This is a genomic window from Herbihabitans rhizosphaerae (assembly GCF_004216555.1).
In the GTDB taxonomy this organism is placed as follows: domain Bacteria; phylum Actinomycetota; class Actinomycetes; order Mycobacteriales; family Pseudonocardiaceae; genus Herbihabitans; species Herbihabitans rhizosphaerae.
Genome location: NZ_SGWQ01000001.1, coordinates 257147 through 282534 on the forward strand (window position 1 = coordinate 257147; position 25388 = coordinate 282534).

A 25388-nucleotide genomic window follows, 5' to 3' on the forward strand; every position below is an offset into this window, starting at 1 on the left:
ACCGGAAACCCACTCCGGCTCGCGGGAATCGGACACCACAATCCGCGTCCGATTTCCGCTAGCGGCGGCCCGGTCGCTCGAGTTGTCCACATGCCCCGGGTTATCCACAGATGACGCGCGACGCCTTACGACACCCCGATTTCGCGGATAGGGTCGAGGCATGGGGAGGAGGTGTGGTGGCCCCCGGGGCAGCCCAGAAGGATCAGCCTTTGTCCCATGTGAACCCGCGAATCGTAGCGGGGGCGCGCCTTCGTGTGTTCGTGTACGCGTGGTCGCCGGTAGAACGACGATGCGGGGACGCCCACTGGGAGCGCCCCCGCATCGTGCCAGTTTTCCTTACGGCGTAACGGATTGCACGATCACGTCACCAGTGCCCACGACCACGTTCGCGTCCGTGCGGACCTCCACCTGTCCGGCCAGCACACGCCCCTGAGCCGGCGCCGTGGACGCCGTCACCGTGCCCGGCACCGACCACTCCGCACCCGTCGCCCGCTGCGCGTTCGCGTCGGTGATCGCCACCGAGCCGAACGCCGGGTTCGTGAACACGTCCAGGTAGCTGTACGTCGTCGTCCCCGCCGGCACCGAGTAGCCGTCGACCACGATCCGCCACGCACCAGCCGCCGGGTTCGCGATCCGCACCTCTTCCTCGGAATCACCGTCTGCACTCGTGCCGGCGGTGACACACGGCCCCGCCGTGCAGTCGAGCACGGTCAGGTCCAGGTCGGCCCCCACGTCGGACGTGCCGCCGATCTTCGCCCGCAGCGACGTCGACCCCGGCGTCACGGTCAGCGGGTACTCCTGCCGCGCCCCGTTCGCGATCGACGGAGTGCTGATCAGCGCGCTGCCCAACTGCGAGCCCGCGCCACGGCCGACGAATGGCCCGAACAGGTTCTTCAGCGTGTACTGCCGCTGAATCGGCTGCCCGGCCTGCGCCGACGGGATCGTGTCCGGGCTCGGGGTGACCGACGCGCCGAGCACCGCGGCCGACAACACATACGGCGCGCTGCCCGAGTCGGACGTGCGCCGCGCCTCCACCACGATCTCCCACACGCCCGGCGTCGGGTTGTTGACCGTGCGACTGGTCGGATCACCCGTCCCGCAGCCGCCACCCGGCACCACCGGCGGGTTGTAGCACTGCAGGCTGGAGTTGTTGTCCGTGCCGACGCCGTACGGGTGGAACCGCACGAACCGGATCTGCCCAGCGCCCGGCGCGGTGCCGCCGCCCTGCAGATCGACCTTCAGCGCCGGCGTGTTCGCCGGAACGTTCACGAACAGGCTGGTCGTCTGGTTGCGACCGATCTCGCCACCCTTGCGCACCACGAACCCGTTCTCCGGCCCGAACTGCTCGGCCGCGACCACGGTGTTCAGCGTCTGGTACTCGACGCCGGTCGTGGTCGGACTGTCCAGGTTGAGCACCGCCGAGTGAATGCCCGCCGTGCGCGGGTTCACCGTGACGGCGAACTTCGTGGCGTAGCCCTTGCGCAATTGCACGGTCGGCGCGGAGCTGAACGTGCCGTCGTTGCCGACCCAGTTGACCCGGAACGTGAGCGGGTGGTCCGGCCCGGTGTGCCGGGTGAACGTGTACTCGCGCACGAACCGGTCGCCCGCCTTGACACCCTCACGGTCGTAGATGCCGACCCCGACGTCCTTGGTCGCGAGGAAGTCCGACAGCGCCGTGTTCACCGGCACCGACGACGTGATCACCGGCGTGTTTATGTTGGCGCGCAACAGGTTCCACGCCTTGTTCACGTCCATCAGGCCGTTGCCCTGCTCGTAGGCGCCGTACCGTCCGATGAACCGCGTAGACGAACTGAACGCCGTGCGGATCTGCTCCGGGAAGTGCTGCGTGTTCGTCTGACGCGCGGCGCTCACCAGCAGCGCGCCCGCACCCGCGGCCTGCGGCGAGGCCATCGAGGTGCCGTTGAACTGCGCGTACCCCGGCGGCAGCGAGTACGTGCCGGGCACCGGCTGCCCCTGCTGCCAGGTCGGCACCGGCGAGATCGCCGAGCCGGGAGCCACCAGTGTCGGCTTGAACCCGCCGTCCTCACGCGGGCCGCGCGAGGAGAAGCCGTGCAGGTTGTCCTGCTCGGTGGAGTCCGAGCCGTAGTTGCGCTGCCAGGTCTGCTTGGAGATGTACGAGCCGACGCTGACCACGTTGTCGGCCACCGACGGGTCACCGACGGTGTTCGCACCCGCGCCGGAGTTGCCGGCGGAGATGAACATCTGCACGTCGTAGACGTCGATCAGCCGGTTGTACAGCGCGGCGCGCGCGTTGTTGCCGTCGTTGAGCGGCGGCAGCCCGCCGATCGACATGTTGATCACGTTGACCTTGGCGTCCCTCGCCGCGTAGATCATGCCCTCGATCAGCGCGTGGTTCGTGCAGCCCGAGACGAACAGGCACGCGCGGATGGAGACCAGCTTCGCGCCGGGTGCGGCACCGGTCATCGCGCCGTCGAACATCTTGTTCGCCGCGATGATGCCGGCCACGTGCGTGCCGTGCGCACCGGACACGATGCCGATGTTCACGACCTTGTTCGTGCCGTCGGTCTGCACGACGAACTTCATCGACTCGCGGACCGGCGTGGACGCGTTGTCCTTGCCGAACTCGTTGACGTCCTGCCGGACCTTGTAGTCGGTCATCGGCTTGTCGTCGCGGAAGTCCTTGTTCTGGTTGACGTCCACGTACACGAGGTTGGTGACCTCGTCCCACAGCACGCCGAACTTGCCGTTGCTGCCGGCCGGGTTCCCGTCGCGGTTGACGTCGTTGCCGAGCTCGCCGCCGAGGAACGGGTGCCGCTCGTCGAACACGGCGAAGCGCAGCGGCCCGGAAACCGGTGCGGTGTAGGCGTTTCCGCCCGAGGCGAAGCTCGGACCGGCCACCTGCGCCATGTTCAGCCAGGTCGGGTCGTCGTCGTTGTTCTCGCCGCCGGTGAACCGGCCGTCGGTGTAGGTGACCCAGTCGACGACCTTGCGCTCGCCGGTGGTGGTCGTGGTCAGCGCCGGGTGGTCGAGGTCGATGCCGGTGTCCACGACACCGACCGTCACGCCGCGGCCGTCCCAGGTCGGGTGCCGCTCCACGAACTGCGCCGAACCGATGTCACCGGTCGGCATGTACGGGTTGACCCTCGGGGTGTCCGCGCCGGGCGGCGGCTGCGGGGTCGGGTCCTGGATGCCCTGGGGGCGCGGGTCGTCCAGCGGGATCGTGTCGTCCACGTCGACGGCTTCGATGCCGGGAAGCTTGGCCAGGCCCTTCACCTGGTTCACCGGGACCTCGGCGCGCACATAGCCGATCGCGTCCTCGCGGTACTGGATCTTGGCCCCGGTCTTGATCAGGTCCTGGACCGCACGGGCGCCCTTGCCGGCGACGAGCACGGTGACCGTGCGTTCACCACGCCGTTCGGCCTTCTCGAGCAGATCCTCGTCGTGCTTGCCGATGCCGCGATCGGTGCCGCCGCCCGGAATCGGGTCGGCGGCCGCGACGGCCGGCGCGATCGCCAGAGTCGCGCCCGCGATCGCGGTGACGAACGCCGTACCGAGTGCTACTCGACTACGGCGTCTTTGACGTTGGGTCATCCCACGGTCCTTCCTCAGCAGGGAGAGACGCCCGTGCACCGTGTGGGTGAAGCCGGCGCCGAGCGTGCACGGAGTTTTGTTGACTCTCGTAGGGCTGACTAGCGTCCAACCGGGCTAATCCGGAACTAGAGCCGGCCCGTTACACAGTGTCGATATCCCCGTGATGGTGGCGGCTCGGACGAGCCGGGAAAGCCGTTAACTAGACTCGCTCGTCGTGAGTCTCACCCTCGGCATCGTCGGTCTGCCCAACGTCGGCAAGTCGACCTTGTTCAACGCGCTGACCAACAACACCGTGCTCGCCGCGAACTACCCGTTCGCGACGATCGAGCCGAACGTCGGTGTGGTGCCGCTGCCCGATCCCCGGCTGGACAAGCTGGCGGAGGTCTTCTCCTCAGAGCGCACCGTGCCGGCGGTCGTGTCCTTTGTGGACATCGCGGGCATCGTGAAGGGCGCGTCGGAGGGCGCGGGGCTGGGCAACCAGTTCCTGGCGAACATTCGCGAGGCGAACGCGATCTGCCAGGTGGTGCGCGCGTTCGACGATCCGGACGTGCTGCACGTCGAGGGTCAGAGCGGCCCGGAGGACGACCTCGAGACGATCAACACCGAGCTGATCCTGGCCGACCTGCAGACGCTGGACAAGGCGCTCCCCCGGTTGGACAAGGAGGCGCGCACCCGCAAGGACGCGCGCCCGGCGCACGAGGCCGCCGTGCAGGCGCGATCCATTTTGGACGGTGGACGCACGATCTTCTCCGCACAGTCCGAAGTGGACACGTCACTGCTGCGCGAGCTGAACCTGTTGACCGCCAAGCCTTTCCTGTACGTGTTCAACGCCGACGAGTCGGTGCTGACCGACGAGGCGAAGCGCGCGTCACTGGCGAAGCTGGTCGAGCCGGCGGACGCGGTGTTCCTGGACGCGAAGGTGGAGGCCGAGCTGCTGGAGCTGGACGAGGAGTCCACCGTCGAGCTGCTCGAGTCGATCGGGCAGGCCGAGCCGGGCCTGTACTCGCTGGCCCGCGCCGGGTTCCACACGCTCGGGCTGCAGACCTACCTGACCGCGGGCCCGAAGGAGGCGCGCGCGTGGACGATTCCGCAGGGTGCCACCGCGCCGCAGGCCGCCGGGGTGATCCACACCGACTTCGAGCGCGGGTTCATCAAGGCCGAGGTGGTCTCCTACGACGACCTGGTGGCGGCCGGCTCGATGGCGGCGGCCCGGTCGGCCGGCAAGGTTCGCATGGAGGGCAAGGACTACGTGATGGCCGACGGCGACGTGGTCGAGTTCCGATTCAATGTGTGAGTGTCTGCTGTGAGCGAGACCTCCGAGACCTCCGAGACCTCCGAGCCCGTCCAGGACGCCGCCCCGCCTCGCCGTACGCGCGGGCGCTTCATCGGCGGCGGCGTCCTGATCCTGATCGGGATAGGCCTGTTGGTCGTCGGGATCCAGGCGATCGCCGATCCATCCGGTGCCCGCGTCGGTTCCTCGGGGTCCAGTCGCATGGATTCTGACGCCGAGGCACAGCTCGGTGGCTTCCTGATGTGCTTCTTCGGGATCTCGGTGCTGGGTTTCGGCATCGGCCTGCTCAAGTACGAGAACCTGTTCACGAGCAAGAAGACGCCCCCCGCTGGCACTCCGTCCGGCAACGAGTCTGAGTGATCGCCGGCGTGTGAGCGTCCTGTGAGCGAGGCCCACTAGGTTGTCGGTGCCCAACGTCCCCTGCCGCTGGAAGATCACTGATGGCCGCACGGTCCAAGGCGCTCGTCGCCGGCCTGCTCGCGTTGTTGATGGTGGCCGGAATCGCCGTACTGACCTCGACCTCTGCCGCCGCCGAACGCGAGAACCTGAAGGTGTCCATCGCGAACGTCGGCAGCACCCGGACGCCGCCGGTCGGTCCGATTCTGGAGACCCAGAAGCCGCACATCATGGTGATCTCGGAGGCGTACCACGCCCGCGAGCACCTGACCGCCGTCGCCGAGCGGCAGGGCTACATCCTGCGCCAGTACGGCCGCGAACAGGGTGCGGAAGCGCCCGGCATCGCGCTGCTGATCAGGAAAGACGTGACGCTGAACGACCGCGTGCTGCTGAAGATGAGCGAGCCGTGGTGGTGGCCGAACCCGTCGAAAGAGCGTGAACCGCGACGCTATCCCGCGGTGGACCTGACCGTGTCCGGCGAGCGGTGGCTCGTGGTCGGCGTGCACTTCCCGCCGGGCGGCCCGGACGGCGGCGGCATGGTCGACGGCAAGAACCGCGCGGCGTGGCTGGAGTCCAAGCAGGCCGTGCAGGCCTACGCGGCCAACCATCCCAACCCGCCGGTGGTCGCCGCCGGGGACTTCAACGCGCTGGCGAGCGAGTGCCGCCACCACTTCCCCGGGTTCGCGGTGTCCGAGGGTGGCAAGGTGGACCACGCCATGACGAAGGAAGGCCGGGGTGCCCGGTTCGAGTCGGTGAGCCGGCACGACGCGCCGGTCGGGCACGGCTGGTTCACGTTCAGGCTCAGCGCCGCGTCGTGAGGCGGGTGCTCGCCGTCGCGGCGGCGTTGATCGTGTGGGGCGAGGTCGTGCACTGGCGGGCCTCGCGGCGGCTGCTCGGGTCCGCCGCTCCCGGGCCGGAAGTCGTTGTCGTGCTTGGGTTTCGCAACGGTGGCCGGCGTGCGAACGCGGTGAACCGGTGGCGAGTGCGCGCGGGTCTGCGGTCCGCCGGGCCGGGGGCGCGCATCGTGTTCTGCGGCGGAAGCGTCGGCGCGGAGGTGCCCGAGGCGGTGCTGATGGCGCGGTACGCCGTCGACGAACTCGGCCACACCGGACCGATCGTGCTGGAGGAGGAATCCCACAGCACGTGGCAGAACATCCAGAACGCGGTGCCGCTGATCGAGGACGCCGGCCGCATCAAGATCGTCTCGAATTCGCTGCACGCGCAGAAGGCCCGCCTCTACCTGCGCCGGCAGCGGCCCGATCTGGCCCGCCGGCTGGTGCGCGCGGACGACTACCGAGCGGGCGAGTGGGCCGCGTTGAAGCCGGTGTTCGCCGCGTACGGGCTCTGGACGGGCTGGCGGGCTCGGCGAACGATGGCAGACTCGGAGCAGTGAGTGACTACGTGGCCGACGCGGGCCGATACGACGACCGGATGACCTACCGCAGGTGCGGCCGCAGCGGGTTGCTGCTGCCGGCGATCTCGCTGGGCTTGTGGCACAACTTCGGCGACGACAAGCCGCTGGAGACACAGACCGCGATCCTGCGACGCGCGTTCGACCTGGGTGTCACGCACTTCGATCTGGCGAACAACTACGGCCCGCCGTACGGCAGCGCGGAGATCAACTTCGGCGGGCACCTGGCCCGCGACTTCACGCCGTTCCGCGACGAGCTGATCATCTCCAGCAAGGCGGGCTACGACATGTGGCCGGGCCCGTACGGCCAGGGCGGCGGCTCGCGCAAGTACGTGCTGGCCTCGCTCGACCAGTCGCTGGCCCGCCTCGGCCTCGACTACGTCGACATCTTCTACTCGCACCGGTTCGACCCGGACACGCCGCTCGAGGAGACGATGGGCGCGCTGGACACCGCCGTGCGATCCGGAAAGGCGCTATACGCGGGCATCTCGTCGTACTCGGCCGAGCGCACCCGCGAGGCCGCGGCGATCCTGCGCGATCTCGGCACGCCGCTGCTGATCCACCAGCCGTCGTACTCGATGCTGAACCGGTGGATCGAGGAGGATCTGCTGGACGCCACCGGCGAACTCGGCGTCGGGGTGATCGCGTTCTCTCCGCTCGCCCAGGGCATGCTCACCGACCGTTACCTGGACGGCGTCCCGGCCGACTCGCGGGCCGCCCAGGGCAAGTCGCTGTCGCGGGACATGCTCGACGAGGACACGCTGCGGCACGTGCGCGCACTCAACGAGATCGCCAAGCAGCGCGGTCAGTCGCTCGCGCAGCTCGCGCTGGCGTGGGTGCTGCGCGACGACCGGGTGACCAGCACGGTGATCGGCGCGTCCAGCGTCAAGCAGCTCGAGGACAACCTGGCCGCGGTCGGGAACCTATCGTTCAGCGCCGACGAACTGGCCGCGATCGACGCGGACGCGGTCGAGGCCGGCATCAACATCTGGCAGCGCAGCTCGGAGGGCTGATCACCGGCGGGCGAGCCACTCGGCGCGGGTGATCTCGTAGAAGCCCTCGCCGTGTTCGGTGCCGGGCAGCGGGTCCTCGAAGTCCACGTGGAACGTGCGGGTGTGCCGCATTCCGCAGCGCTCCAACACGTTGCGGGAGCGAGTGTTCACCATCATCACGTCCGCGGTCACCCGATCGGCGGCCAGGTTGGTGAAGGCGTGGTCGATCAGCGCACGGCTGCCCTCGGTGGCCAGCCCTCGTCCCCAGTCCGAGCGCCGCAGCCGGTAGCCGAGGTCGGGCGCACTCGGCCCGGCATCGGTAACACGCAGCCCGAACCAGCCGAGGAACCCCCCGTCGGGGCTCTCCGCGACGAAGCGCCCGTGATCCGGGTACTTCTCGTAGGCGGCAACGATCTCGGCGACCTCTTCGGCGACCTCGTCCACAGACGGCGGCTGCCAGTCGATGTGACGCATTACCTCGGGGTCGTCGTTCAGCAGGACGAACAGCGGGATGTCCTCTGTGGACAGTCGGCGGAGCACGAGGCGCTCGGTACGCAGGTACACGACCGGAACCGTAATCCACCAGCTCGGCGACAGAGACTCGATTTCGTTTGGTAACGGTGTTACGGTTGAGTCCACATCTGGGAGGCACCATGCAACTGTCACGTGAATCGCGCGTCCTCGCGGGAATCCTGTTACTGGCGCTGGTCGCCGTGGAGTCCGGCGGGGTCTACCTGGTCCGGGTGGTCGGCGGCAGCGTGCAGCTGACCGACTTCCAACTCGGATTCGCCCGCGCCGGGCACGCGCACGCCGGCGTGCTACTGATCCTGTCGCTGGTCGCCCTGCTGTACGCGGACGCGATCCGGCTGTCCGGGCTTGCCGGCGCACTCGCGCGGCGATGCGTCCCGATCGCGGCGATCCTCATGCCGGCCGGGTTCTTCGCCGCGTCCGCCGGTGACGGGCGCACCGGCCCGAACGGCTTCGTCGTGCTGCTGTTCCTCGGCGGACTGTCGCTGGCCTGCGGGCTGATCGCGCTCGGCGTGAGCCTGCTGCGCAGCCGTGATCAGTCCACTGTGGACACTGCGGACACCGTGGTCTGAGTGATCGCCGGCCTGGTCGTGACGGCCGGACGCGGTGTGCACACCCGGGTAACCGCGTTCCACAGGCCGCCGCTGCCGAGGCAGGCGAGGGCCAACTGCCCGTCCACCCAGGCCCGGTGACCCGCGCAGACCGGATAGCGCAGCTCGTCGCCGTCGCGGCACTCCGCACCGGTCTTCGGCGCCGGCCGGGTCGAGGTCGGCTTGGGCGTCGACCTGGTGGTGACGGGCTGGCTGCGCACGGTCGGCGCCGGCCAGCTGTAGGTCCCCTGCGGCAGCGCGTCCGGAGCGCCCACGGCCGGCGGGTCGGACGGGAACGTCGGCACCCGCGGGTTGTCCGGTGCCTCGGCGGAACCGCAGCCGCACACCGCGAACACGGCGGCGGCAGCGAGTAATCGACCCTTCATACCGACGACGTCGGTCTACGACGCCGGAAAGTTAGCGGTCACCGGCACGTCACCGGACGGTCAGCTCCACCCGCCGAAAGTAGGTGTCGGCTGCTGACAGCGCGTCCTAGCGTCGTCACGATGCGGTGGGCCTGCCGCCGCACGGGTGCGAACGGAGTCTGTGGTGGAACGTCGGAATTTCCTGCGAGTAGCCGTCGTCGGATCGACAGCCGCGGCGTTCGGTGGCGCGTCGTGGCTCAGCGCCTTCTCCGCGTCGGCCAAGCCGGCCGACGGACCGTACGGTCCACTGCAGCCACCGGACGCCAACGGGCTCGCGCTGCCGAAGGACTTCACCGGCCGGATCATCGCGAAGACCGGTGAGAAGGTCGGCAACAGCGCCTACACCTGGCACCCCGCGCCGGACGGCGGCGCCTGTTTCGCCGACGGCGACGGGTGGATCTACGTGTCCAACAGCGAGGTGTCGAGCACCGGCGGCGTGGGCGCGGTGAGGTTCGGCGCGGACGGGTCCATTGTGGACGCCTACCGCACACTCGAGGGCACCGACGTGAACTGCGCGGGCGGCGCGACACCGTGGAACACCTGGCTGTCCTGCGAAGAGGTGGACAAGGGCGAGGTGTACGAGACCGACCCGTGGGGCAAGAAGGAGCCGATCGTGCGGCCGGCGATGGGCAAGTTCAAGCACGAGGCGTGCGCCGTGGACACCGACCGCAAGACCGTCTACATGACCGAGGACGTGCCGGACGGCGGCTTCTACCGGTTCACCCCGAGCGCCTGGCCGGACCTGGGCGCCGGCAAGCTGGAGATCATGATCGGCGCGGCCGACCAGACCAGCGGCGCGGTCACCTGGAAAGAGGTGCCCGACCCGTCGGCCGGCAGTGAGGCGACGCGCTATCAGGTGGACGGCTCCAAGCCGTTCAACGGCGGCGAGGGCTGCTACTACGCGGCGAACACCTGCTGGTTCACCACCAAGGGCGACAACCGGGTGTGGGCCTACGACGCGGCGAACAGCTCGATCAGCCTGACCTACGACGAGTCCGACCCGCTCAAGGGCGTGGACAACGTGACCCGCGCCGGCAGCGGCGATCTGTTCGTCGCCGAGGACGGCGGCAACCTGGAGATCTGCCTCATCACGCCGGACGGCGTGGTGGCGCCGTTCGTGCGGGTGGACGGGCACGACGAGTCGGAGATCACCGGGCCGGCGTTCAGCCCGGACGGCAAGCGGCTGTACTTCTCCTCGCAGCGCGGCACGTCGGGCAGCAGTTCCGGCGGCTACACGTTCGAGGTCACCGGGCCGTTCCGCGCCTGATTCTCGTTGTCCCGCAAGGGTTCTCCGGCAGCCGGCTGCTCCTGCCGGCTGCCGGAGCGCAGCCCGACCGCGCAGCCGATCGCGACGAGCACGGTGCCGATCACGGCGGCGACGGTCAGCGCCTGCGCGCCGAGCGCCACCGACACGATCAAGCCCGACACCGGCATCAGCCCGATCAGCACCCCGGCGCGGTCGGCGCCCAGCACGTCCACACCCCGGTACCAGCACACGAACGCGACCGCGGTGACGAGCAGGCCGAGCAGCACGATCGCGCCCGCCTCGACAGCGGTGGGCATCCGCAACTCGGGCCCCTCCACGGCCAGACCCGTCGCGAACCCGAGGACGGTGGCCAGCAAACAGCCGTAGGTGGCCACCGCGAACCCGCCGAGCCGGCGCACCGGTCGCACCGCGAGCAGCGTGAACGACGCCTCGCCGGCCATGGCCAGCGCGGCGAGCAGCAGGCCGGGCCCGCGCCACGCGCCGCCGCCGGACAGCACCACGATTCCCACGACCACCACGCCCGCGCCGAGCACCACGGCCATCGCGGGCTTCTGCCGGGTCGCCAGCGGCGCCAGCAACGCGATCGACAGTGGGGTCAGGCCGAGTACGGCGGCGACGAATCCAGGGTCGGCGTGCGACTGCGCTGCGAGCAGGCAGGCGTTGAACCCGAGCATGCCGGTGACGACGACGCCGAGCAGCCACGGCAGGTCGCGCGCCGACGGCCGGGGCAGCGGCAGGCGGCGCACCATCGCCCATGCGAGCAGCGCGACCCCGCCGATGCCGTAGCGCACGGCCTGGCCGGTGAGCACCGGGTAGTCGTCCAGCATGCCGGTGACCGGCACCGAGGCACCCACGATGGCGGTGGCCGCGGCACCGGCGACGATCGCCGTTCGCGTTGTGTCCATGGGACGAGCGTGACAACGAAGTGGCTTGTATTTAAGCTCCACTTCAATGGCTGACAATTGGACCACTTTGCGCGAGACGCTGCTCCCCGCCGCCGGTGACACGGCGCGCGGCAAGCGCGGCCGGGCGGTGGAGTCCGCGCTGCGAGACGCGGTGCGCGGCGGCACGCTGTCGCCGGGCACCCGGCTGCCGTCCAGCCGTGACCTGGCCGGACAGCTCGGGGTGGCACGCGGGACGGTCAGCGCCGCGTACGCCCAGCTCGTCGCGGAGGGGTATCTGACGGCCAAGCGCGGCTCGGGCACCGTCGTGTCCGAACCGCTCGGGTGCACCGCGCGGCCGACGAGCCCGGAGGCGGACGCGCCGCCGCGCTGGCGGTACGACCTGCGGCCCGGCATCCCGGCGCTGGCCGAGTTCCCGCGCGCGGAGTGGATCTCGGCGAGCCGGGCGGGGCTGGCCGAACTGCCGGACGAGGATCTCGGCTACCCGGACCCGTCCGGCCTCGCGGCGCTGCGCACCGAGATCGCGAGCTACCTCGGCCGGGTGCGCGCGGTGACCGCCACCGCCGACGACGTGGTGATCACCTACGGCGCGGCCGAGGCACTGACACTGTTGTGCGACGTGCTCCGCGAGCGTGGCACGCCGACCGTGGGCGTGGAGGACCCCGGCCATCCCGGGCAGGCGAACCTGTTGCGCGCCAACGGTTTGCGGCCGGTCCCGGTGCCGGTGGATTGCGACGGGATCCGGGTGACCGACATCGATCCGGCGTGTGCGGCGGTGATCGTCACGGCGGCGCACCAGTACCCGTTGGGCACCGCGTTGCAACCGGAGCGGCGGCACGAGTTGCTCGCCTGGGCGCGCGACGGCGAGCGGCTGATCGTCGAGGACGACTACGACGCCGAGCACCGCTACGACCGGCCGGCGTTGCGCGCGATGCAGTCGTTGCGGCCGGCGCGGGTGGTCTACGTCGGCAGCGTGAGCAAGACGCTCGCGCCGGCGCTGCGGCTCGGCTGGCTGGTGCTGTCGCCGGACCTGCGCGCCGCCGTGGTCGAGCGCAAGCGGCTGACCGACCTCGGCTGCTCGCCGCTGCACCAGGCGGCGTTCGCGCACCTGCTGCGCTCCGGCGGGTACGACCGGCACCTGCGCCGCACCCGGCTGCGGTACCGGGAACGGCGGGACGCGCTGTTGGACGCGGTGCGGCTGCGCCTGCCGAGCTGGCACCCGGTCGGAGTGGCGGCCGGGCTGCACGTGGTGTTGCGCATGCCCGACGATGTCGACGAAACCGTTGTGCGGCAACGGATCGCCGATCGGGGTGTGAACGTCGGCGCGCTGTCGGACTTCTCGGCCGGCGGCGCGCCGCCGTACCCGGGGATCGTGGTCGGCTACGCGGCGAACCCGCCGGACCGGCTGCGCGCCGCCGTCACCGAGATCGCCGCGGCTGTCACAACCTAGGGTCGACGGGTTCGGATTCCATTGCCAGGACGGCGAAGACGCATTCGTGCACGCGCCAGAGGGGTTCGCCGGCGGTGAGCCGCTCCAGTGCTTCGAGGCCGAGGGCATACTCCCGCAGGGCCAACGATCGCTTGCGGCCGAGGTCGCGCTTGCGCAGCCGGTCCAGGTGCGCCGGCTCGGTGTAGTCCGGACCGTAGATGATCCGCAGGTACTCGCGCCCGCGCACCTTCACGCCCGGCTGGACGAGCCCGCGCTCGCCGCGCACCAGGTTCGCCTCCGGTTTGACGACCATGCCCTCGCCACCGCCCGCGGTCAGCTCGGTCCACCAGGACACCCCGGCGGCCACCGACTCGGGATCGCCGGTGTCCACGACCAGGTGCCGCGTCGGCGCGAACACCGGATCGGCGGCGCACAGCCGGTCGGCCAGCGCGAGGTGCCACGAGTGCGGGCGCTCGTGATACACCCGATCAGCAGCAGCCAGGAGCTGGAACGGCGCGATCCGCACGCCGTCGAGCCCGTCGACCGGCCAGCAGTACGGCCGGTACGCCGCGCGGAACGCCTCCGCGTTGGCGGCCCGGGATGCCGTGCGGGACAACAGATCCGCGACGTCCACCCCGCGCGCCTGAGCCGCCTCCAGCGTTCGCGTGGCCGCCGGGAGTGCCGCCGTCGCGGCCGCGCCAACCGAGGCGTACTGGTCGCGGATCAGCGCGCCGGCCTTGGCGCTCCACGGCATCAGCTCGGCGTCCAGCAGCAGCCAGTCGGTATCCAGCTCGTTCCACAGCCCGGCTTTGTCCACGGCCGCGCATACCCGGGCGAGCAGCTCCTCGGTCAGCTCTGGCGTGAGGAACGGCCGGCCGGTCCTGGTGTACACCGCCCCGGCGCCCTCGATCCCGAACCGCGCGGAATCCTTGCACGCCAACACGATCGCGCGGGAGCCCATGTGCTTCTCCTCGCACACCACGGTCCGCACGCCGTCGGCGAGGTAGCCGGCGAACGCCTCCTCCGGGTGCTCCAGCACGCCGTCCCGCGATGATGTCGCGACCGGCGCCATCGTCGGCGGCAGGTACGGCAGCCAGCGCGGATCGACCGCGAACCGGCTCATCACCTCCAGCGCGGCGGCGGCCTGCTCGGGCCGCACGCTGATCCGGCCGTGGCAGCGGGTCTCCACGACCCGACGGCCGGCGACGTCGTCCAGCGTGAGCACACCGTCCGGCCTGGTCTCGACGACCTCGGGCACGAGCGGCTTCACCGGCTCGTACCAGACTTGGTGCGCCGCAACGGAAACGACCTCACGCTCGGGGTAGCGCAGCGCGGTCAGCTTGCCACCGAACACCACGCCGGTGTCCAGGCACATCGTGTTGTTGATCCACTCGGCGTCCAGCGTCGGCGTGTGTCCATAGAGGACGGTCGCACGACCGCGGTACTCGTTGGCCCACGGGTAGCGCACCGGCAGGCCGTACTCGTCGGTCTCGCCGGTGGTGTCGCCGTACAGCGCGAAACTGCGCACCCGGCCGGACGCGCGCCCGTGGTACGCCTCGGGCAGCCCGGCGTGCGCGACCACGAGGTTGCCGCCGTCCAGCACGTAGTGCGCCACGAGTCCGTCGCAGAACTCCTCGGCCCGCGCGCGAAACCCTTGCGGCTGCGTGGAAAGCTGCTCGAGCGACTCGGCGATCCCGTGCGACATCCGCACGTTCCGGCCGCGCAGCGCGCGCACCAGTTTCTGCTCGTGGTTGCCGCACACGGCCAGCGCGTCGCCAGACTCGACCATGCCCATGGCCAGCCGCAGCACGCCAGGAGTGTCCGGGCCACGGTCCACCAGGTCGCCGACGAACACCGCGCGCCGGCCGTCCGGGTGGGACGCACCGGCAGCGTGTCCGTCGGCGTCGCGGGTGATCGCGTATCCGAGCGTGCCGAGCAGCTCCTCCAGTTCGGCGCGGCAGCCGTGCACGTCGCCGATCACGTCGAACGGGCCGGTCTCGGTGCGCCGGTCGTTGAGCAGCGGCTCGATCGCGATCGTCGCGGAGTCCACTTCGGACTGTCCACGAAGGACATGCACGCGCCGGAAACCCTCGCGAGACAACGACTTCACCGACCGGCGCAGATCGTCGTGCTGCCGCTTGACGACGTGCGCGCCGAAGTCGCGATCCGGCCGCTCGTCGTTGCGGGCCACGCACACCGACTGCGGCAGGTCCAGCACGATCGCCACCGGCAGCACGTTGTGCTCCTTGGCGAGTTTCACCCAGGTCGCCCGAGCGCTCTGCTGCACGTTTGTCGCGTCGATCACGGTGATCCGGCCGGCGGCCAGGCGCTTGCCGGCGACATAGCCCAGCGCGTCGAACGCGTCGGTGCTGGCCGACTGGTCGTTCTCGTCGTCGGCGACCAGCCCTCGGAAGAAGTCGCTGGACATCACCTGGGTCGGCGCGAAATGGGCGCGCGCGAACGTCGATTTCCCCGAGCCGGAGACGCCGACCAGCACGACCAACGACATGTCCGGAATGGTCAGTTCGGCCATGGTCAGCTCTCCTTCCTGGTGAAGACGGCCATCTGGGTGGGCGTGCCGACCTCGGCGTCGTCCGGCCCGACGCCGGTGTAGCGCACGGCGTAGTCGTGTTGTGCCGCAACGGTTTCCGCCCACTCGTGGAACTGGGCGCGGGTCCACTCGAAGCGGTGGTCGGAGTGCCGGAAGTGTCCGGCCGGCAGCGACTCGAACCGCACGTTGTACTCCGAGTTGGGCGTGGTCACCAGCACGGTGGCGGGCCGGGCGACGGCGAACACCGAGTGCTCCAGCGCACCCAGCCGGCTCTCGTCGACGTGCTCGATCACCTCCATGAGCACCGCCGCGTCGAAGCCGGCGAGGCTCGGATCGGCGTAGGTCAGCGCGGACTGGCGCAGCGTGATCCGCTCGCGCACCCGGTCCGACAGGCGGTCGAGGTGCAGCGACCGCTCGGCCACCTCCAGGGCCCGCGCGGACACGTCCACGCCGAGGATCTCGGTGAACGACGGCTCGGCGAGCAGGTCGGCGAGCAGCGCGCCGCCACCACAGCCGAGGTCGAGCACTCGGGCGGCACCCGCCTCGCGGAGCGCCGACACGACGGCCCGCCGGCGCAGCGCGGTCAGCGGCTCCTGCCGCTCGGGCGCCACCGCCGGCTCGTCCAGCGCGTTGTCCAACTCCTCGGCGTCCACGCCGTCCGCGTCGGCCAGCCTGGCGAGCGCGGAGTGCACGAAACCCTTGCGGTGCTTGAGATATCGCGTGGTGATCAGCTCCCGCTCGGGGTGCTCGGACAGCCAGCCCTCTCCCGCGCGCAACAGCTTGTCGATCTCGTCCTCGCTGATCCAGTAGTGCTTGACGCCGTCCAGCACGGGCAGCAGCACGTACAACTGGCGCAGCGCCTCGGCCAGGCGCGCGGTGGTGGACAGGCGGACGGTCACATAGCGCGAGTCACCCCACTCCGGGAACGCCGGATCCAGCGGAACCGGCGACGCGTCGATCCGCCAGCCGAGCGGACCGAACAGCCGTTCCAGAACGCGTGTTCCACCACGGCAGGGCAGCGCGGGGATGTCGACCCGTAGCGGCAGTACCGTGTCCACCAGTTCCGGCCGCTCCTTGCACCGGCCGCCCATCGCGGTCCGGAAAACCTTGCCCAGCGCCACGGCCAGCATCGAGCCCGCCGCGTACGGCCGGTCGTTCACGTACTGCGCGAGCGCGAACCCTCTGTCCCGGCCCTTGCCGCGCACCAGCGCGATCGGGTCGATATCGATCAGCAGGGCGGCGGTGCACTCGTCGTCGGTCGCCGCCGGGTAGAACACGTGCGCGGTCCCGGCGGCGATCTCGAACGCCTGCGCCCGGTCCGGATGCTTGTGCAGCAGGTACCCGAGATCGGTCGCCGGCTGGTGGGTGGTGGTCAACGTCAACAGCACGCTGCCGAGTGTCCACGATTCGGCGCGCCGGTGTGGCCGAATTACCCGGCCGCGTCGATCGCCGACCGGACGAGTTGGGTGATCTCGGCAGGCGCGGTGGCCGGGGTGCCGGCGTCGAACGGCGGGCGCGGCGCGTACTCCAGGCCGAGCTGAACCGCTTGTGCCATCTCGGTTCCGTGCATCCTGGCGACGAGGTGCAGCGCCATGTCGATGCCCGCGGACACGCCCGCGCTGGTGACGATCTTGCCGTCCACGACGTAGCGGCTGTCCGGTTCGGGCGTGGCGCCGTACTCGGCGAGACGGTCGATCGCGGTCCAGTGCGTCGTCGCGCGGCGGCCTTCCAGCAGGCCGGCGGCGCCGAGGATCAGCGCGCCGCTGCATACCGAAGTGGTCCACGTGGTGGTGCGGTGCGCCGTGCGCACCCAGTCCAGCAGCACTTCCTCGGGCGGCGCCTTGCGGATCGTGCCGGGTACCACGACGACGTCCACAGTGGACAGTTCGGCGAAGGACGCCTCGGCCACGAGCGCGCACTGCTTACGCCCGTCGTGCACCGGACCGGCCTGCCTGGCGACGAACGTGACGTCCACACCCGGCACGGAGCCGAGCACGTCGTAGGGCCCGGTGGCGTCCAGCACGTCGAACCCGTCGTACAGCGCGATCGCGACAGTGGTCATGTCTACTCCCCTGAAATCGTTGCGGCGCTTGCGAATCTGCGGCGGTAGGACCCCGGCGAGACGCCGAGGTTGCGGTGGAACACGCGGTAGAGCGTCTCCGGTGCACCGAGCCCGGTGAGCCGCGCGACGTGGTCGAGCGTGTGGTCGGTGGTCTCCAGCAGGCGGCGCGCCGCGTCCATCCGCACCCGCTCGACGTACCGGCCGGGGCTCTCCCCCACCTCGCCGGCGAACCGCCGGGAGAAGTGCCGCACGCTGGTGCCGGCCCGGTCGGCGAGTGCGGCGAGGCTGAGGTCGGCACCCGGGTGTTCCTCGATCCAGGCGCGCAGTTCGGCGAACGTGTCACCGCGACCGGGTGTGCCGGCCAGCGGCGCGCTGAACTGGCTCTGCCCGCCCGGCCGGTGCAGGTACACGACCAACCAGCGGGCCACCTCGCGGGCGAGATCCGCGCCGTGGTCGGCGGCGACCATGGCCAGCGCGAGATCGGTGCCCGCGCTCACGCCGGCCGATGTCCACAGTGGACCGTCACGCACGTGGATGCGGTCCGGGTGCACCTCGACGGCGGGATATCGACGCGCGAGGTCCTCTGCCGCCGCCCAGTGGGTGGTTGCGGCGCGCCCGTCAAGCAAGCCGGCCTCGGCGAGAACGTACGCGCCACTGCACACGCTCGCGACACGATCGCAAGCTTGCGTTAGTTTGCGCACGCCGTCGACGAGCGCGGGATCGAGCGCACTGGCCAGCACGATCCCGCCGACCACGAGGAGCGTGTCGGCGCTCGCGCACAAACCGATCTCGGCGTGCACGGCGATGCCGTCCGCCGCACGCACCCGGCCGGGTCGGACAGCCGCCAGGCGCACCCGATAGGCGGGCTCGGCGCCGCCGAGCAGGCGCGCGGCGGTGGAGAAGACCTGGCTCGGGCCGGCCAGGTCCAGCAGTTCGAACCCGTCGAAGACGACGGCCACGACCTCGTGTGTCACCTCACGATCGTGCGGCGAGGCGGCGATGGCGTCAACGACACGTCTATTGCGGATCAGGACATGCGGTGCGCCAGGGTTCGGCGTGACTGGCCGGCAGGCCCCGGACGATACTGGCGGTTTTGGGGATTTCGTGCAGCGAGTGATCAACAGAGGCTTGCGAAGCAGCAGCACGTTGTTCGATCGGATCTGTCAGCTGCCAAACGAATTACGGTCACCGTCTGTGCGTGACTGTCAATGCTAACGGCGGACCCGCGTCACCCTGTTGGACCCGAGCAATTCGGCGACAGGTGCTCTACCTTTGATCTAGTTGTTGTGGCCGCATTTAGCCTGGGGAGGCGGTCAAAACGGAGCGGATAGTCGCCGAGCGTCAATGCTCGAAGGTGCTCATCACCGGTACCCACTCAACCGGCAAGACCACTCTGATCAACAACTTGGCCTCAGCCACGTCCGACCCGCGCATCGTTGAGGAGCCGGCCCGAACCTGCCCGTTTGCCCTCAACGACAGGCAGAACGACCTAAGCACTGCGTGGGTGCTTCCGCACGACCAAGAAGACAGGCTTGCCCGTGTGGCAACCCACCTACGGAAGATGGGTGCGCTGTGACCGGACTGCTGGTGGCCATCGAGGGACCGAAGTCGGTTGGCAAGACGACTTTGATCGACCAGATCCAGGCAATGTCGCCCGACACCGGCGACTGGCTGTTCACCAAGGAGCCGACCGGGCAGTTTGACCTCGGCAACGAACAGCGCTGCGTCGGTGCTGAGCTCGCCGCCCTCATTGCCGACGACCGCGGTCGCCATCTGGCGGAAGTCATCACGCCGGCATTGGAGCGCGGCCAGGTGGTGGTGACTGACCGGTACATCCTGTCGTCGTACGTTTTCCACTGCTTGGACGGCGTCAGCCCGACCGTGGTCGCTGGCCTCAACGCCTCGTTCCGCTCCCCGGACGTGCTCCTGATCCTGCAGTGCGCACCCGACACGTTGAGGGACAGGCGTGCCAAGCAGGGGCATTCAACGCGGCTGTCGACAGCGATTACCGTTGAAGACGAAATTCTCGCGTATACGGCCTACGCCAACGCCTGCCGCCCAGTTTCCGGAGAGATCATCATTGGCTACAATGAGTCAATGAATGACTGTCACCTCATTGTCAACCGCCTCGTCGGCGAGATTCGCACCAGGAAGGCGTCGTATGCCTGACTGGATGCCGGATGGCAAATTGCCGGACGCGACCACCAAACAGGGCGCGTTCCTCTTCTTGATCGGCACCATCTTGAATCAGACGATTTCCGGCGAACTCGCCTGGCGCGGTGTGGCCAGGTTGGCAACTCGCCTGGATCTGCACCCGTATGTCTTGCAGCAGCGGTCAGTCGAGGACATCGAGGCGGCGTTGCGGCGTGCGCCGGCCATCCATCCCTTTGCCGGGGCGATGGCTCGCGCCATCAAAGCCGCCGCCGATCAGGTATGCCAGGAGTACCACGGTGATGCCCGCTCCTTGTGGCGCACTGCCGGCAGCACAACCGATCTCACCGCCCGCATGACCAGCTTCCGGCAAGTCGGCAGGCACAAGGCGGAAGTGGCCGTCTTCCTGCTGGCTGTCGTGTACGGAGAGTGGGAGACGGCTGCACCCTCCCACGCCGAACAAATCTGCCCGGCCCTGCTGACGTACCTAGGAGTTTGACCACGACACACTGGGAGGACGGCCATGCTGACCGATGTTGTGCGGTTCGATGACGACCGGCAGATTTTCACCACGGACGACATCACCACGGACGAGCTCGTCAGTCGGATGGAGATTCCGCTGAGCCTGACGTTTCAGTTGACCCGTAACTGCAACTTCAAGTGCGTGTACTGCTCGGAGCCGCCAGGCATCCGGTCACGCAGCCTGGAAGAGCTGCTCGAGATGGTCGACAAGCTAAGCGGTATGCGGCGCATCATCTTTTCTGGCGGCGAACCGATGGCCTACAAGCACTTCTGGAAGGTCGTTGAGCACGCCCAGGGCAAGTTTGAGCGCATCGTCCTGTCCACCAACGCCAGCTTCATCACTCGTGACGCCGCTGCACGGTTGAAGGATCTCGTTCATTACATCGACATCACCGTCGATGGCCCTCGGCGCCAACACAACGAGATTCGCGGTCAGTACGACAAGGTGATCCGCGGACTCTCCCGAATCGCCGAAGAAGACATCCCGCTGTCGGTCATCTGCGTGTACATGAGTGGTAACAAGAATGTCATCAACTACATCGCCCATACCGGTGACATTTTTGGTGCCAAGAAGGTCAAGATTCTGACCACCATCCCCAAGGGAATGAGCAAGAACCTGTTCGAGGACTTCACCACGGGCGAAGAGCTTGACCATCTGTACGACTACCTGCAACAGGAGAAGCGGCGCAACGGATGGACGCCGCGCATCACCATCGCCGACTGGATGAAGATCGGCCCCGGTCACGCCATCCTGATCGAGCCCGATGGCAGGGCGATCGCCTCACCGGTGTGGTCGGAACCGGACTGCTTGGAGCCGTTCGGCAACCTGTACGACAGTACGGCCGGCGACCTCTGGAACAGCTTTCCCTACAAGGCGAACCACATGAACAAATACCTGGAGCGAACCATGATGGTGGTGGACTAGCTCCTAGAACTGACGCTCGCGCAGGAAGCCGATTTTGCCGGTGACGGCGGCAGGCAGATCGACCTCGAGGATTTGAGCCAACAGCAACGTGCACACCATCACGTCGGCCAACTCTCCGGCGAGACTGTCACTGGTGAATTGGGCGGCTTTGTCAGCACGACAGTACTTGAGGGCTCCCAGCACCTCGGCATGAAGTTCGCCCACTTCTTCGCCAAGCTTGGCTGTTTGCGCGAGGGCGAACAGATCTCGGTCGCCCGCCATGTCCAAGCCAAAATTAGCAGCCAGCCGCTTTGCCTGGTGACCCGCCCATTCCGACGCTTCACGGAGACTCATGTCGCTCGGTTGGTGATGGACATCAGTCATTTTTTCCTCCGCGGTGCGGTAGCTGAAAAGCTCTCTCAAGCAACGCGACGCAACCTAGCTTGCCAGTCATGTGGATCGCCATGTGGACAACACGCCGTTTGATGTGGACAAGTCGCATTTTCGGGGCGCTCGCGGTGTGGATGAACCCTAGCGTCAGATGACATGTGACCAGTTGGCCCCTGTGGATGACATGAGGTGGCCTGTGGAGGACACGCCCGAGCGGAAACCTGCCCGATCAGGCGACAGGCCGGCGTCGGAAGCAAGCGCCGCCCTGTGGGGAGCTGCCATGACAGGTGAAGCACACTGTTCGGGCTAGCGTGGAGGCATGAGCGTCGACCGTGTGGTGCCGAACATCGAGTCCGACAAGTTCGCCGAGAATCACGAGTTCTACCAAGGAGTTCTGGGCTTCGAGCTGGCGATGGACATGGACTGGATCGTCACGTATGTCTCGCCGGCGAACCCCACCGCTCAGGTGAGTGTGATCAGCAAGGACGCCAGCGCGCCCGTGCACCCGGACATGTCCGTCGGCGTGGACGACGTGGACGCGGTGCACGCCGAGGCGGCGCGGCGCGGCCTGGAGATCGTGCATCCGCTGACCGACGAGCCGTGGGGCGTGCGCCGGTTCTTCGTGCGCGACCCGAACGGGCTCGTGGTGAACGTCGTCAGCCATCGTTGATGGACGTCGAGCAGGCGTGGGACGCGCTCTACGAAGTGGGCCGCTACGTCGGCAATCCACCGGTCCCGTTCACCGAGGACATCGTCGCCGCCGCGCGGAAGGCCGGCGCGACCAGCGGCGTGTACATCGGCTGCGGCAACGGCCGCAACCTGGTCCCGTTGATCACGCGGCGGCTCGACCTGATCGGCCTGGACATCTCCGCGACCGCGTTGCGCCAGCTCGCCGCCCGCGCTCCGCACCTGCGCGACCGGCTCGTGCACGGCGATCTCGACGCGCTGCCGGCCGGCGAGACCTACCCGCTGGTGATCGGCATCCAGGTGTTCCAGCACGGCGACCGCGAGACCACGCACGCACACCTGCGCGCGGCCCAACGCCGCACCGCCCCCGGCGGCCTGTTCTGCCTGCGGGTGCACGCGATCGGCACCGATGTCGGATCGGCGCACGAGGTGGTGGAGCGGCACGGCGAGGCGTTCACCGTGCGGTACACCGGCGGCGAGAAGCGGGGAATGCTGGTGCACTACTTCGAACGCGCCGAGTTGGACGAGCTGTTCGCCGACGAGTTCGAACCCGTGCTGCCGTTGCGGATCGACGCGGCGCCCCAGAACGGCGGGCAATGGCTGCAGTGGGAGGCGATCTGGCGGCGGCGCTAGTGTTCGACGCGTGGAGGTCGCGGTTCTGATCGGGCTGCAGGCGTCGGGCAAGAGCACGTTCTACCGCGCGGAGCTCGCCCAGACCCACGTGCACGTCAGCAAGGACAACTTTCCCAACGCGCGCCGGCCGCAGCGCCGCCAACTGCGCCTGATCGCCGAGGCGTTGACGGCCGGACGGGATGTCGCCGTGGACAACACGAACCCGTCACCCGAGGAGTGGCAACCGATCATCGATGTCGCGCGTGAGTGTGGCGCGACTGTCACCGGGTACTGGTTTCCGCCGGACTTGATTGCCACCTTCGGGCGAAATGCCTTGCGGGAAGGGAAAACACGCGTGCCGGACGTCGGCATCCGTGCAACGCTCAAGCGGCTGCGGCAACCCACATCGAGAGACGGTTTCGATCGGCTGCACATCGTGCGGTGGGACGGCGACGGCGGGTTCACGGTGCGACCCCTCGACCAGGAGTGAACGAACAGGCATGGACGGCGACGAGTTCGAGGCGCGGCAGCGCCGTCGCGAGTGGTTCCACGGGCTGACGGTTCCGCCGGGTTCCTGGACGGTGATCCGCGTCGACGGCCGGTCGTTCTCGCGATTCACCGGACAGCGCTTCACCAAGCCGTTCGACGCCGAGTTCTCCAAGATCATGGTGGCCACGGCGGAGGCGCTGATCTCCGAGTTGGGCGGCAAGTACGCCTACACCGAGAGCGACGAGATCTCCGTGGTGTTCGACCCCGTGTTCGACATGTTCGGGCGCAGCGTGGAGAAACTGGTGTCGGTGTCGGCCGGCATCGCGTCGTCCACGTTCACCAACGGCGTCGGCGAGCCGGCGCACTTCGACAGCCGGATTTGGCTCGGCACAACGGAAATCGACGTCGTGGACTATCTGTCCTGGCGGCAGGCGGACGCGGCGCGATGTGCGCTGAACGGCTGGTGCTACTGGACCTTGCGGGACAACGGGCGCAGTGCCGCGGAAGCCACCGGCGATCTGGAGCGCACCAGCACGGCGGACAAGAACGAGCTGCTGCACCGGCACGGCGTCAACTTCAACGACGTGCCGGCGTGGCAGCGGCGCGGAATCGGGTTCTGGTGGGAGACCTACGAGCGCGTCGGGCACGACCCGATTCGCGGCGTCGACGTGTCGGCGCAGCGGCGGCGGTTGCGCGTGGAGCGTGACCTGCCGATGAAGGAGGCCTACCGCGAACTGGTCCTGAAACTGATCACCTCTGGGCGGTAGCCCGGCCAGTTGCCCCCGTGGCAACCGTTGCTTCGATGGGGTGATCGCAGCACGCATGTGCTCCATTCGTTGCGCCGCAAGCAATACCGTCGTCCCCAGGACAACTGGCGGGAGGCGTCATGATCGTAAACAGCCATGAGAGCACGGCGCGCAGCAAGGTGCTGGGCGCGGAACTTCGCCGCTGGCGCGAGCGGGCCGGAATCGAGGCGCGAGAGGTGGCCCACCGGCTGAGCTGGTCACGATCGAAGGTTTCGCACATGGAGCGCGGCACCCGAGGGGTATCGGAGTTGGACGCCACCAAGTACCTGGGGGTGTGCCGCACACCCGGAGCCGACATCGACGACGTGCTCGAGTTCTTCCACGAAACCGAAGGACTCTGGGCACAGTTGCACCCACAGCTCCTGTCCGACGAACTACGAGGACAGATCACTCTCGAAACATCGGCGCGAGAGATCCACTCGCTGCAGTTGCTGGTGCTGCCCGGTTTGCTGCAAACCGAGGACTACATCCGGGCGTTGATCACCGAATGCGGAATCGCTAAGGAGGAGCGCATCGAGACGCTCGTGCGCGTTCGCAAGGACAGGCAGGTCCTGCTTCGCCGTCACCGGCCACCAGCGTTCAGGTTCTTCATCCACGAAAACCCATTGCGCATGATGGTCGGTGACGCACACACCATGAACGATCAACTCCTGCATCTGGTGTTCATGTCGTCGCGTCCACATATTTCGATCAGGGTGATACCGGAGTCAGTGGGAGTGCATGCCAACACCGTCGGACCGTTCACGCTGATGGACTACGACCTGCCTCGGTCGGTGGTGTCGGTGGACACCCTCACCACGACCCTGTTCATCGACCGCAAACGCGCGGTCGCAGGCCACCGTGACGCACTGCGCCAGGTTGAGTCGATCGCCCTGGACCAGGGAGAATCGCGGTCGTGGCTTGCCAATCTGGCAAATGAGTTCGATCGACCGCGAGAGGACTCATAGGAGCAGTTTCCTCAGCGGAGCAACGGCCGGGAGCCGACGAGCTTGTTGACCTGCTTGCGCGGGCCGTACAAGCCGACGCCCACACTGGCGAGATCGGCGGTCGGGGTGGCGGCCATCTTGTCGATGTATTCCTCGTAGGTCTTGCAGCTCTGAGCCAGTGAATTGAAGCTGACGAAGAACATCCCGTCCTGCGCGGCCGCGATCTCCACGATGGTGCCGATCTGCTCGCGCGGCGCCACGAGAATCGGCAGCGGCGTGTAGACGACGCCGGGGTGAACCACACCGTCGGCATCCTTCACATCCACGCCGACGAGCCCGTCGACGCGGTGTCCCATGGTCAACGAGAGCACGCTCGCCGCGTTGACCGCGAGCCCCGTCGGCAGCTCGTCGCTGACCACGATCGCGCACTTGAACTCTGGCTGGGTCATGGCGCGCAAGTTAGCAGCCGTTGCGGGTTCTCCTG

At 68.5% G+C, this 25388-nt stretch carries 27 protein-coding genes; 17 read left to right on the plus strand and 10 right to left on the minus strand.

Going from position 1 to position 25388, the window contains the following annotated elements:
* Positions 1 to 336 precede the first annotated feature (336 nt).
* Positions 337 to 3573 carry a S8 family serine peptidase gene (locus tag EV193_RS01360; protein ID WP_130342090.1) on the minus strand — a complete coding sequence of 1079 codons (3237 nt, stop codon included), beginning with the start codon at positions 3571 to 3573 and terminating at the stop codon, positions 337 to 339.
* A gap of 214 nt (positions 3574 to 3787) precedes the next feature.
* On the opposite strand from EV193_RS01360, the gene ychF reads away from it, so the two are divergent.
* From ychF to mgrA, 5 genes are all read left to right on the plus strand, one after another.
* Entirely contained in the window at positions 3788 to 4867 is a 1080-nt protein-coding gene (gene ychF / locus EV193_RS01365; protein ID WP_130342091.1) for a redox-regulated ATPase YchF, read from the plus strand.
* Between the two features lie 9 nt (positions 4868 to 4876).
* Entirely contained in the window at positions 4877 to 5224 is a 348-nt protein-coding gene (locus EV193_RS01370) for a hypothetical protein (RefSeq protein ID WP_165401168.1), read from the plus strand.
* 80 nt (positions 5225 to 5304) lie between these two features.
* The gene (locus EV193_RS01375; RefSeq protein ID WP_130342093.1) at positions 5305 to 6078 is read left to right on the plus strand and encodes an endonuclease/exonuclease/phosphatase family protein; all 774 of its coding nucleotides are present in this window, start codon (positions 5305 to 5307) and stop codon (positions 6076 to 6078) included.
* On the plus strand, positions 6075 to 6653 hold the full coding sequence (locus EV193_RS01380) for a YdcF family protein (RefSeq protein ID WP_242613080.1): 579 nt from the start codon (positions 6075 to 6077) through the stop codon (positions 6651 to 6653). The genes EV193_RS01375 and EV193_RS01380 overlap by 4 nt, the downstream gene beginning before the upstream one ends.
* Positions 6650 to 7684, plus strand: a complete 1035-nt coding sequence (mgrA, locus tag EV193_RS01385; protein ID WP_130342094.1) for an L-glyceraldehyde 3-phosphate reductase — start codon at positions 6650 to 6652, stop codon at positions 7682 to 7684. Before EV193_RS01380 ends, mgrA begins: the two co-directional genes overlap by 4 nt.
* Here the strand turns inward: mgrA and EV193_RS01390 are convergent, their stop codons facing one another.
* On the minus strand, positions 7685 to 8227 hold the full coding sequence (locus tag EV193_RS01390; RefSeq protein ID WP_207222450.1) for a GNAT family N-acetyltransferase: 543 nt from the start codon (positions 8225 to 8227) through the stop codon (positions 7685 to 7687).
* Between the two features lie 89 nt (positions 8228 to 8316).
* Here EV193_RS01390 and EV193_RS01395 point away from each other — a divergent pair, with 89 nt between their 5' ends.
* Complete coding sequence (locus EV193_RS01395; protein ID WP_130342095.1) at positions 8317 to 8763, plus strand: hypothetical protein; 447 nt, start codon at positions 8317 to 8319, stop codon at positions 8761 to 8763.
* Here the strand turns inward: EV193_RS01395 and EV193_RS01400 are convergent.
* Entirely contained in the window at positions 8727 to 9167 is a 441-nt protein-coding gene (locus tag EV193_RS01400) for a hypothetical protein (protein WP_130342096.1), read from the minus strand. The two genes, EV193_RS01395 and EV193_RS01400, sit on opposite strands and share 37 nt — an antisense overlap.
* A gap of 163 nt (positions 9168 to 9330) precedes the next feature.
* On the opposite strand from EV193_RS01400, the gene EV193_RS01405 reads away from it, so the two are divergent.
* Positions 9331 to 10473 (plus strand): alkaline phosphatase PhoX, encoded by a 1143-nt coding sequence (locus EV193_RS01405; RefSeq protein ID WP_130342097.1) that lies wholly within the window; start codon positions 9331 to 9333, stop codon positions 10471 to 10473.
* On the opposite strand, the gene EV193_RS01410 is transcribed toward EV193_RS01405, so the two are convergent.
* Positions 10437 to 11378, minus strand: a complete 942-nt coding sequence (locus EV193_RS01410; RefSeq protein ID WP_130342098.1) for a DMT family transporter — start codon at positions 11376 to 11378, stop codon at positions 10437 to 10439. The genes EV193_RS01405 and EV193_RS01410 overlap by 37 nt on opposite strands.
* Before the next feature lie 46 nt (positions 11379 to 11424).
* On the opposite strand from EV193_RS01410, the gene pdxR reads away from it, so the two are divergent.
* Positions 11425 to 12825: a MocR-like pyridoxine biosynthesis transcription factor PdxR gene (pdxR, locus tag EV193_RS01415; protein ID WP_130342099.1), complete on the plus strand. Its 1401-nt coding sequence runs from the start codon at positions 11425 to 11427 to the stop codon at positions 12823 to 12825.
* Here pdxR and EV193_RS01420 read toward each other — a convergent pair.
* Genes EV193_RS01420 through EV193_RS01435 form a run of 4 tightly spaced genes read right to left on the minus strand, consistent with a single transcriptional unit; the run spans position 12815 to position 18391 of the window.
* Positions 12815 to 15337: a polynucleotide kinase-phosphatase gene (locus tag EV193_RS01420; RefSeq protein WP_130342100.1), complete on the minus strand. Its 2523-nt coding sequence runs from the start codon at positions 15335 to 15337 to the stop codon at positions 12815 to 12817. The two genes, pdxR and EV193_RS01420, sit on opposite strands and share 11 nt — an antisense overlap.
* A gap of 2 nt (positions 15338 to 15339) precedes the next feature.
* Positions 15340 to 16743, minus strand: coding sequence for a 3' terminal RNA ribose 2'-O-methyltransferase Hen1 (locus tag EV193_RS01425; protein ID WP_130342101.1), 1404 nt, complete (start codon positions 16741 to 16743; stop codon positions 15340 to 15342).
* Between the two features lie 41 nt (positions 16744 to 16784).
* Positions 16785 to 17417 (minus strand): DJ-1/PfpI family protein, encoded by a 633-nt coding sequence (locus tag EV193_RS01430; protein WP_130342102.1) that lies wholly within the window; start codon positions 17415 to 17417, stop codon positions 16785 to 16787.
* Between the two features lie 2 nt (positions 17418 to 17419).
* Complete coding sequence (locus tag EV193_RS01435) at positions 17420 to 18391, minus strand: GlxA family transcriptional regulator (RefSeq protein WP_130342103.1); 972 nt, start codon at positions 18389 to 18391, stop codon at positions 17420 to 17422.
* Positions 18392 to 18771: 380 nt separating this feature from the next.
* Here EV193_RS01435 and EV193_RS34670 point away from each other — a divergent pair, with 380 nt between their 5' ends.
* The 4 genes from EV193_RS34670 to EV193_RS01455 are packed head-to-tail and all read left to right on the plus strand — an operon-like array spanning position 18772 to position 21015.
* Complete coding sequence (locus EV193_RS34670) at positions 18772 to 18993, plus strand: AAA family ATPase (protein WP_165401169.1); 222 nt, start codon at positions 18772 to 18774, stop codon at positions 18991 to 18993.
* The gene (locus EV193_RS01445; protein WP_165401170.1) at positions 18990 to 19586 is read left to right on the plus strand and encodes a nucleoside/nucleotide kinase family protein; all 597 of its coding nucleotides are present in this window, start codon (positions 18990 to 18992) and stop codon (positions 19584 to 19586) included. The genes EV193_RS34670 and EV193_RS01445 overlap by 4 nt, the downstream gene beginning before the upstream one ends.
* Positions 19579 to 20067: a hypothetical protein gene (locus tag EV193_RS01450; protein WP_130342105.1), complete on the plus strand. Its 489-nt coding sequence runs from the start codon at positions 19579 to 19581 to the stop codon at positions 20065 to 20067. Before EV193_RS01445 ends, EV193_RS01450 begins: the two co-directional genes overlap by 8 nt.
* A 24-nt stretch (positions 20068 to 20091) precedes the next feature.
* Positions 20092 to 21015 carry a radical SAM protein gene (locus tag EV193_RS01455; protein WP_130342106.1) on the plus strand — a complete coding sequence of 308 codons (924 nt, stop codon included), beginning with the start codon at positions 20092 to 20094 and terminating at the stop codon, positions 21013 to 21015.
* 3 nt (positions 21016 to 21018) lie between these two features.
* Here EV193_RS01455 and EV193_RS01460 read toward each other — a convergent pair whose 3' ends face one another.
* A complete protein-coding gene (locus EV193_RS01460; protein ID WP_130342107.1) occupies positions 21019 to 21378 on the minus strand; it encodes a hypothetical protein in 360 nt (119 codons plus the stop codon).
* Between the two features lie 325 nt (positions 21379 to 21703).
* Between EV193_RS01460 and EV193_RS01465 the strand changes: the two genes are divergently transcribed.
* The 5 genes from EV193_RS01465 (at position 21704) to EV193_RS01485 (ending at position 24925) form a co-directional block, all read left to right on the plus strand.
* Positions 21704 to 22054 carry a VOC family protein gene (locus EV193_RS01465; RefSeq protein ID WP_130342108.1) on the plus strand — a complete coding sequence of 117 codons (351 nt, stop codon included), beginning with the start codon at positions 21704 to 21706 and terminating at the stop codon, positions 22052 to 22054.
* Complete coding sequence (locus EV193_RS33910) at positions 22054 to 22704, plus strand: class I SAM-dependent methyltransferase (RefSeq protein WP_130342109.1); 651 nt, start codon at positions 22054 to 22056, stop codon at positions 22702 to 22704. The genes EV193_RS01465 and EV193_RS33910 overlap by 1 nt, the downstream gene beginning before the upstream one ends.
* A gap of 10 nt (positions 22705 to 22714) precedes the next feature.
* On the plus strand, positions 22715 to 23173 hold the full coding sequence (locus EV193_RS01475) for an ATP-binding protein (protein WP_242613081.1): 459 nt from the start codon (positions 22715 to 22717) through the stop codon (positions 23171 to 23173).
* A 10-nt stretch (positions 23174 to 23183) separates the two neighbouring features.
* Entirely contained in the window at positions 23184 to 23939 is a 756-nt protein-coding gene (locus EV193_RS01480) for a tRNA(His) guanylyltransferase Thg1 family protein (RefSeq protein WP_130342111.1), read from the plus strand.
* A 119-nt stretch (positions 23940 to 24058) separates the two neighbouring features.
* Positions 24059 to 24925 (plus strand): helix-turn-helix domain-containing protein, encoded by an 867-nt coding sequence (locus EV193_RS01485; RefSeq protein WP_130342112.1) that lies wholly within the window; start codon positions 24059 to 24061, stop codon positions 24923 to 24925.
* An 11-nt stretch (positions 24926 to 24936) separates the two neighbouring features.
* On the opposite strand, the gene EV193_RS01490 is transcribed toward EV193_RS01485, so the two are convergent.
* Positions 24937 to 25353 (minus strand): DUF2000 domain-containing protein, encoded by a 417-nt coding sequence (locus EV193_RS01490; protein WP_130342113.1) that lies wholly within the window; start codon positions 25351 to 25353, stop codon positions 24937 to 24939.
* Positions 25354 to 25388: the final 35 nt, after the last annotated feature.

What these genes read in the sequence shown, in the direction of transcription:
- EV193_RS01490 (WP_130342113.1), bottom strand. Translation starts at nt 25,353, where the DNA reads ATGACCCAGCCAGAGTTCAAGTGCGCGATCGTGGTCAGCGACGAGCTG.
- EV193_RS01360 (WP_130342090.1), bottom strand. Translation starts at nt 3,573, where the DNA reads ATGACCCAACGTCAAAGACGCCGTAGTCGAGTAGCACTCGGTACGGCG.
- pdxR (WP_130342099.1), top strand. Translation starts at nt 11,425, where the DNA reads ATGGCTGACAATTGGACCACTTTGCGCGAGACGCTGCTCCCCGCCGCC.
- EV193_RS01460 (WP_130342107.1), bottom strand. Translation starts at nt 21,378, where the DNA reads ATGACTGATGTCCATCACCAACCGAGCGACATGAGTCTCCGTGAAGCG.
- EV193_RS01485 (WP_130342112.1), top strand. Translation starts at nt 24,059, where the DNA reads ATGATCGTAAACAGCCATGAGAGCACGGCGCGCAGCAAGGTGCTGGGC.
- EV193_RS01455 (WP_130342106.1), top strand. Translation starts at nt 20,092, where the DNA reads ATGCTGACCGATGTTGTGCGGTTCGATGACGACCGGCAGATTTTCACC.
- EV193_RS01450 (WP_130342105.1), top strand. Translation starts at nt 19,579, where the DNA reads ATGCCTGACTGGATGCCGGATGGCAAATTGCCGGACGCGACCACCAAA.
- EV193_RS01375 (WP_130342093.1), top strand. Translation starts at nt 5,305, where the DNA reads ATGGCCGCACGGTCCAAGGCGCTCGTCGCCGGCCTGCTCGCGTTGTTG.
- EV193_RS01465 (WP_130342108.1), top strand. Translation starts at nt 21,704, where the DNA reads ATGAGCGTCGACCGTGTGGTGCCGAACATCGAGTCCGACAAGTTCGCC.
- EV193_RS01420 (WP_130342100.1), bottom strand. Translation starts at nt 15,337, where the DNA reads ATGGCCGAACTGACCATTCCGGACATGTCGTTGGTCGTGCTGGTCGGC.
- EV193_RS01430 (WP_130342102.1), bottom strand. Translation starts at nt 17,417, where the DNA reads ATGACCACTGTCGCGATCGCGCTGTACGACGGGTTCGACGTGCTGGAC.
- EV193_RS01400 (WP_130342096.1), bottom strand. Translation starts at nt 9,167, where the DNA reads ATGAAGGGTCGATTACTCGCTGCCGCCGCCGTGTTCGCGGTGTGCGGC.
- EV193_RS01480 (WP_130342111.1), top strand. Translation starts at nt 23,184, where the DNA reads ATGGACGGCGACGAGTTCGAGGCGCGGCAGCGCCGTCGCGAGTGGTTC.
- EV193_RS01410 (WP_130342098.1), bottom strand. Translation starts at nt 11,378, where the DNA reads ATGGACACAACGCGAACGGCGATCGTCGCCGGTGCCGCGGCCACCGCC.
- EV193_RS01395 (WP_130342095.1), top strand. Translation starts at nt 8,317, where the DNA reads ATGCAACTGTCACGTGAATCGCGCGTCCTCGCGGGAATCCTGTTACTG.
- EV193_RS33910 (WP_130342109.1), top strand. Translation starts at nt 22,054, where the DNA reads ATGGACGTCGAGCAGGCGTGGGACGCGCTCTACGAAGTGGGCCGCTAC.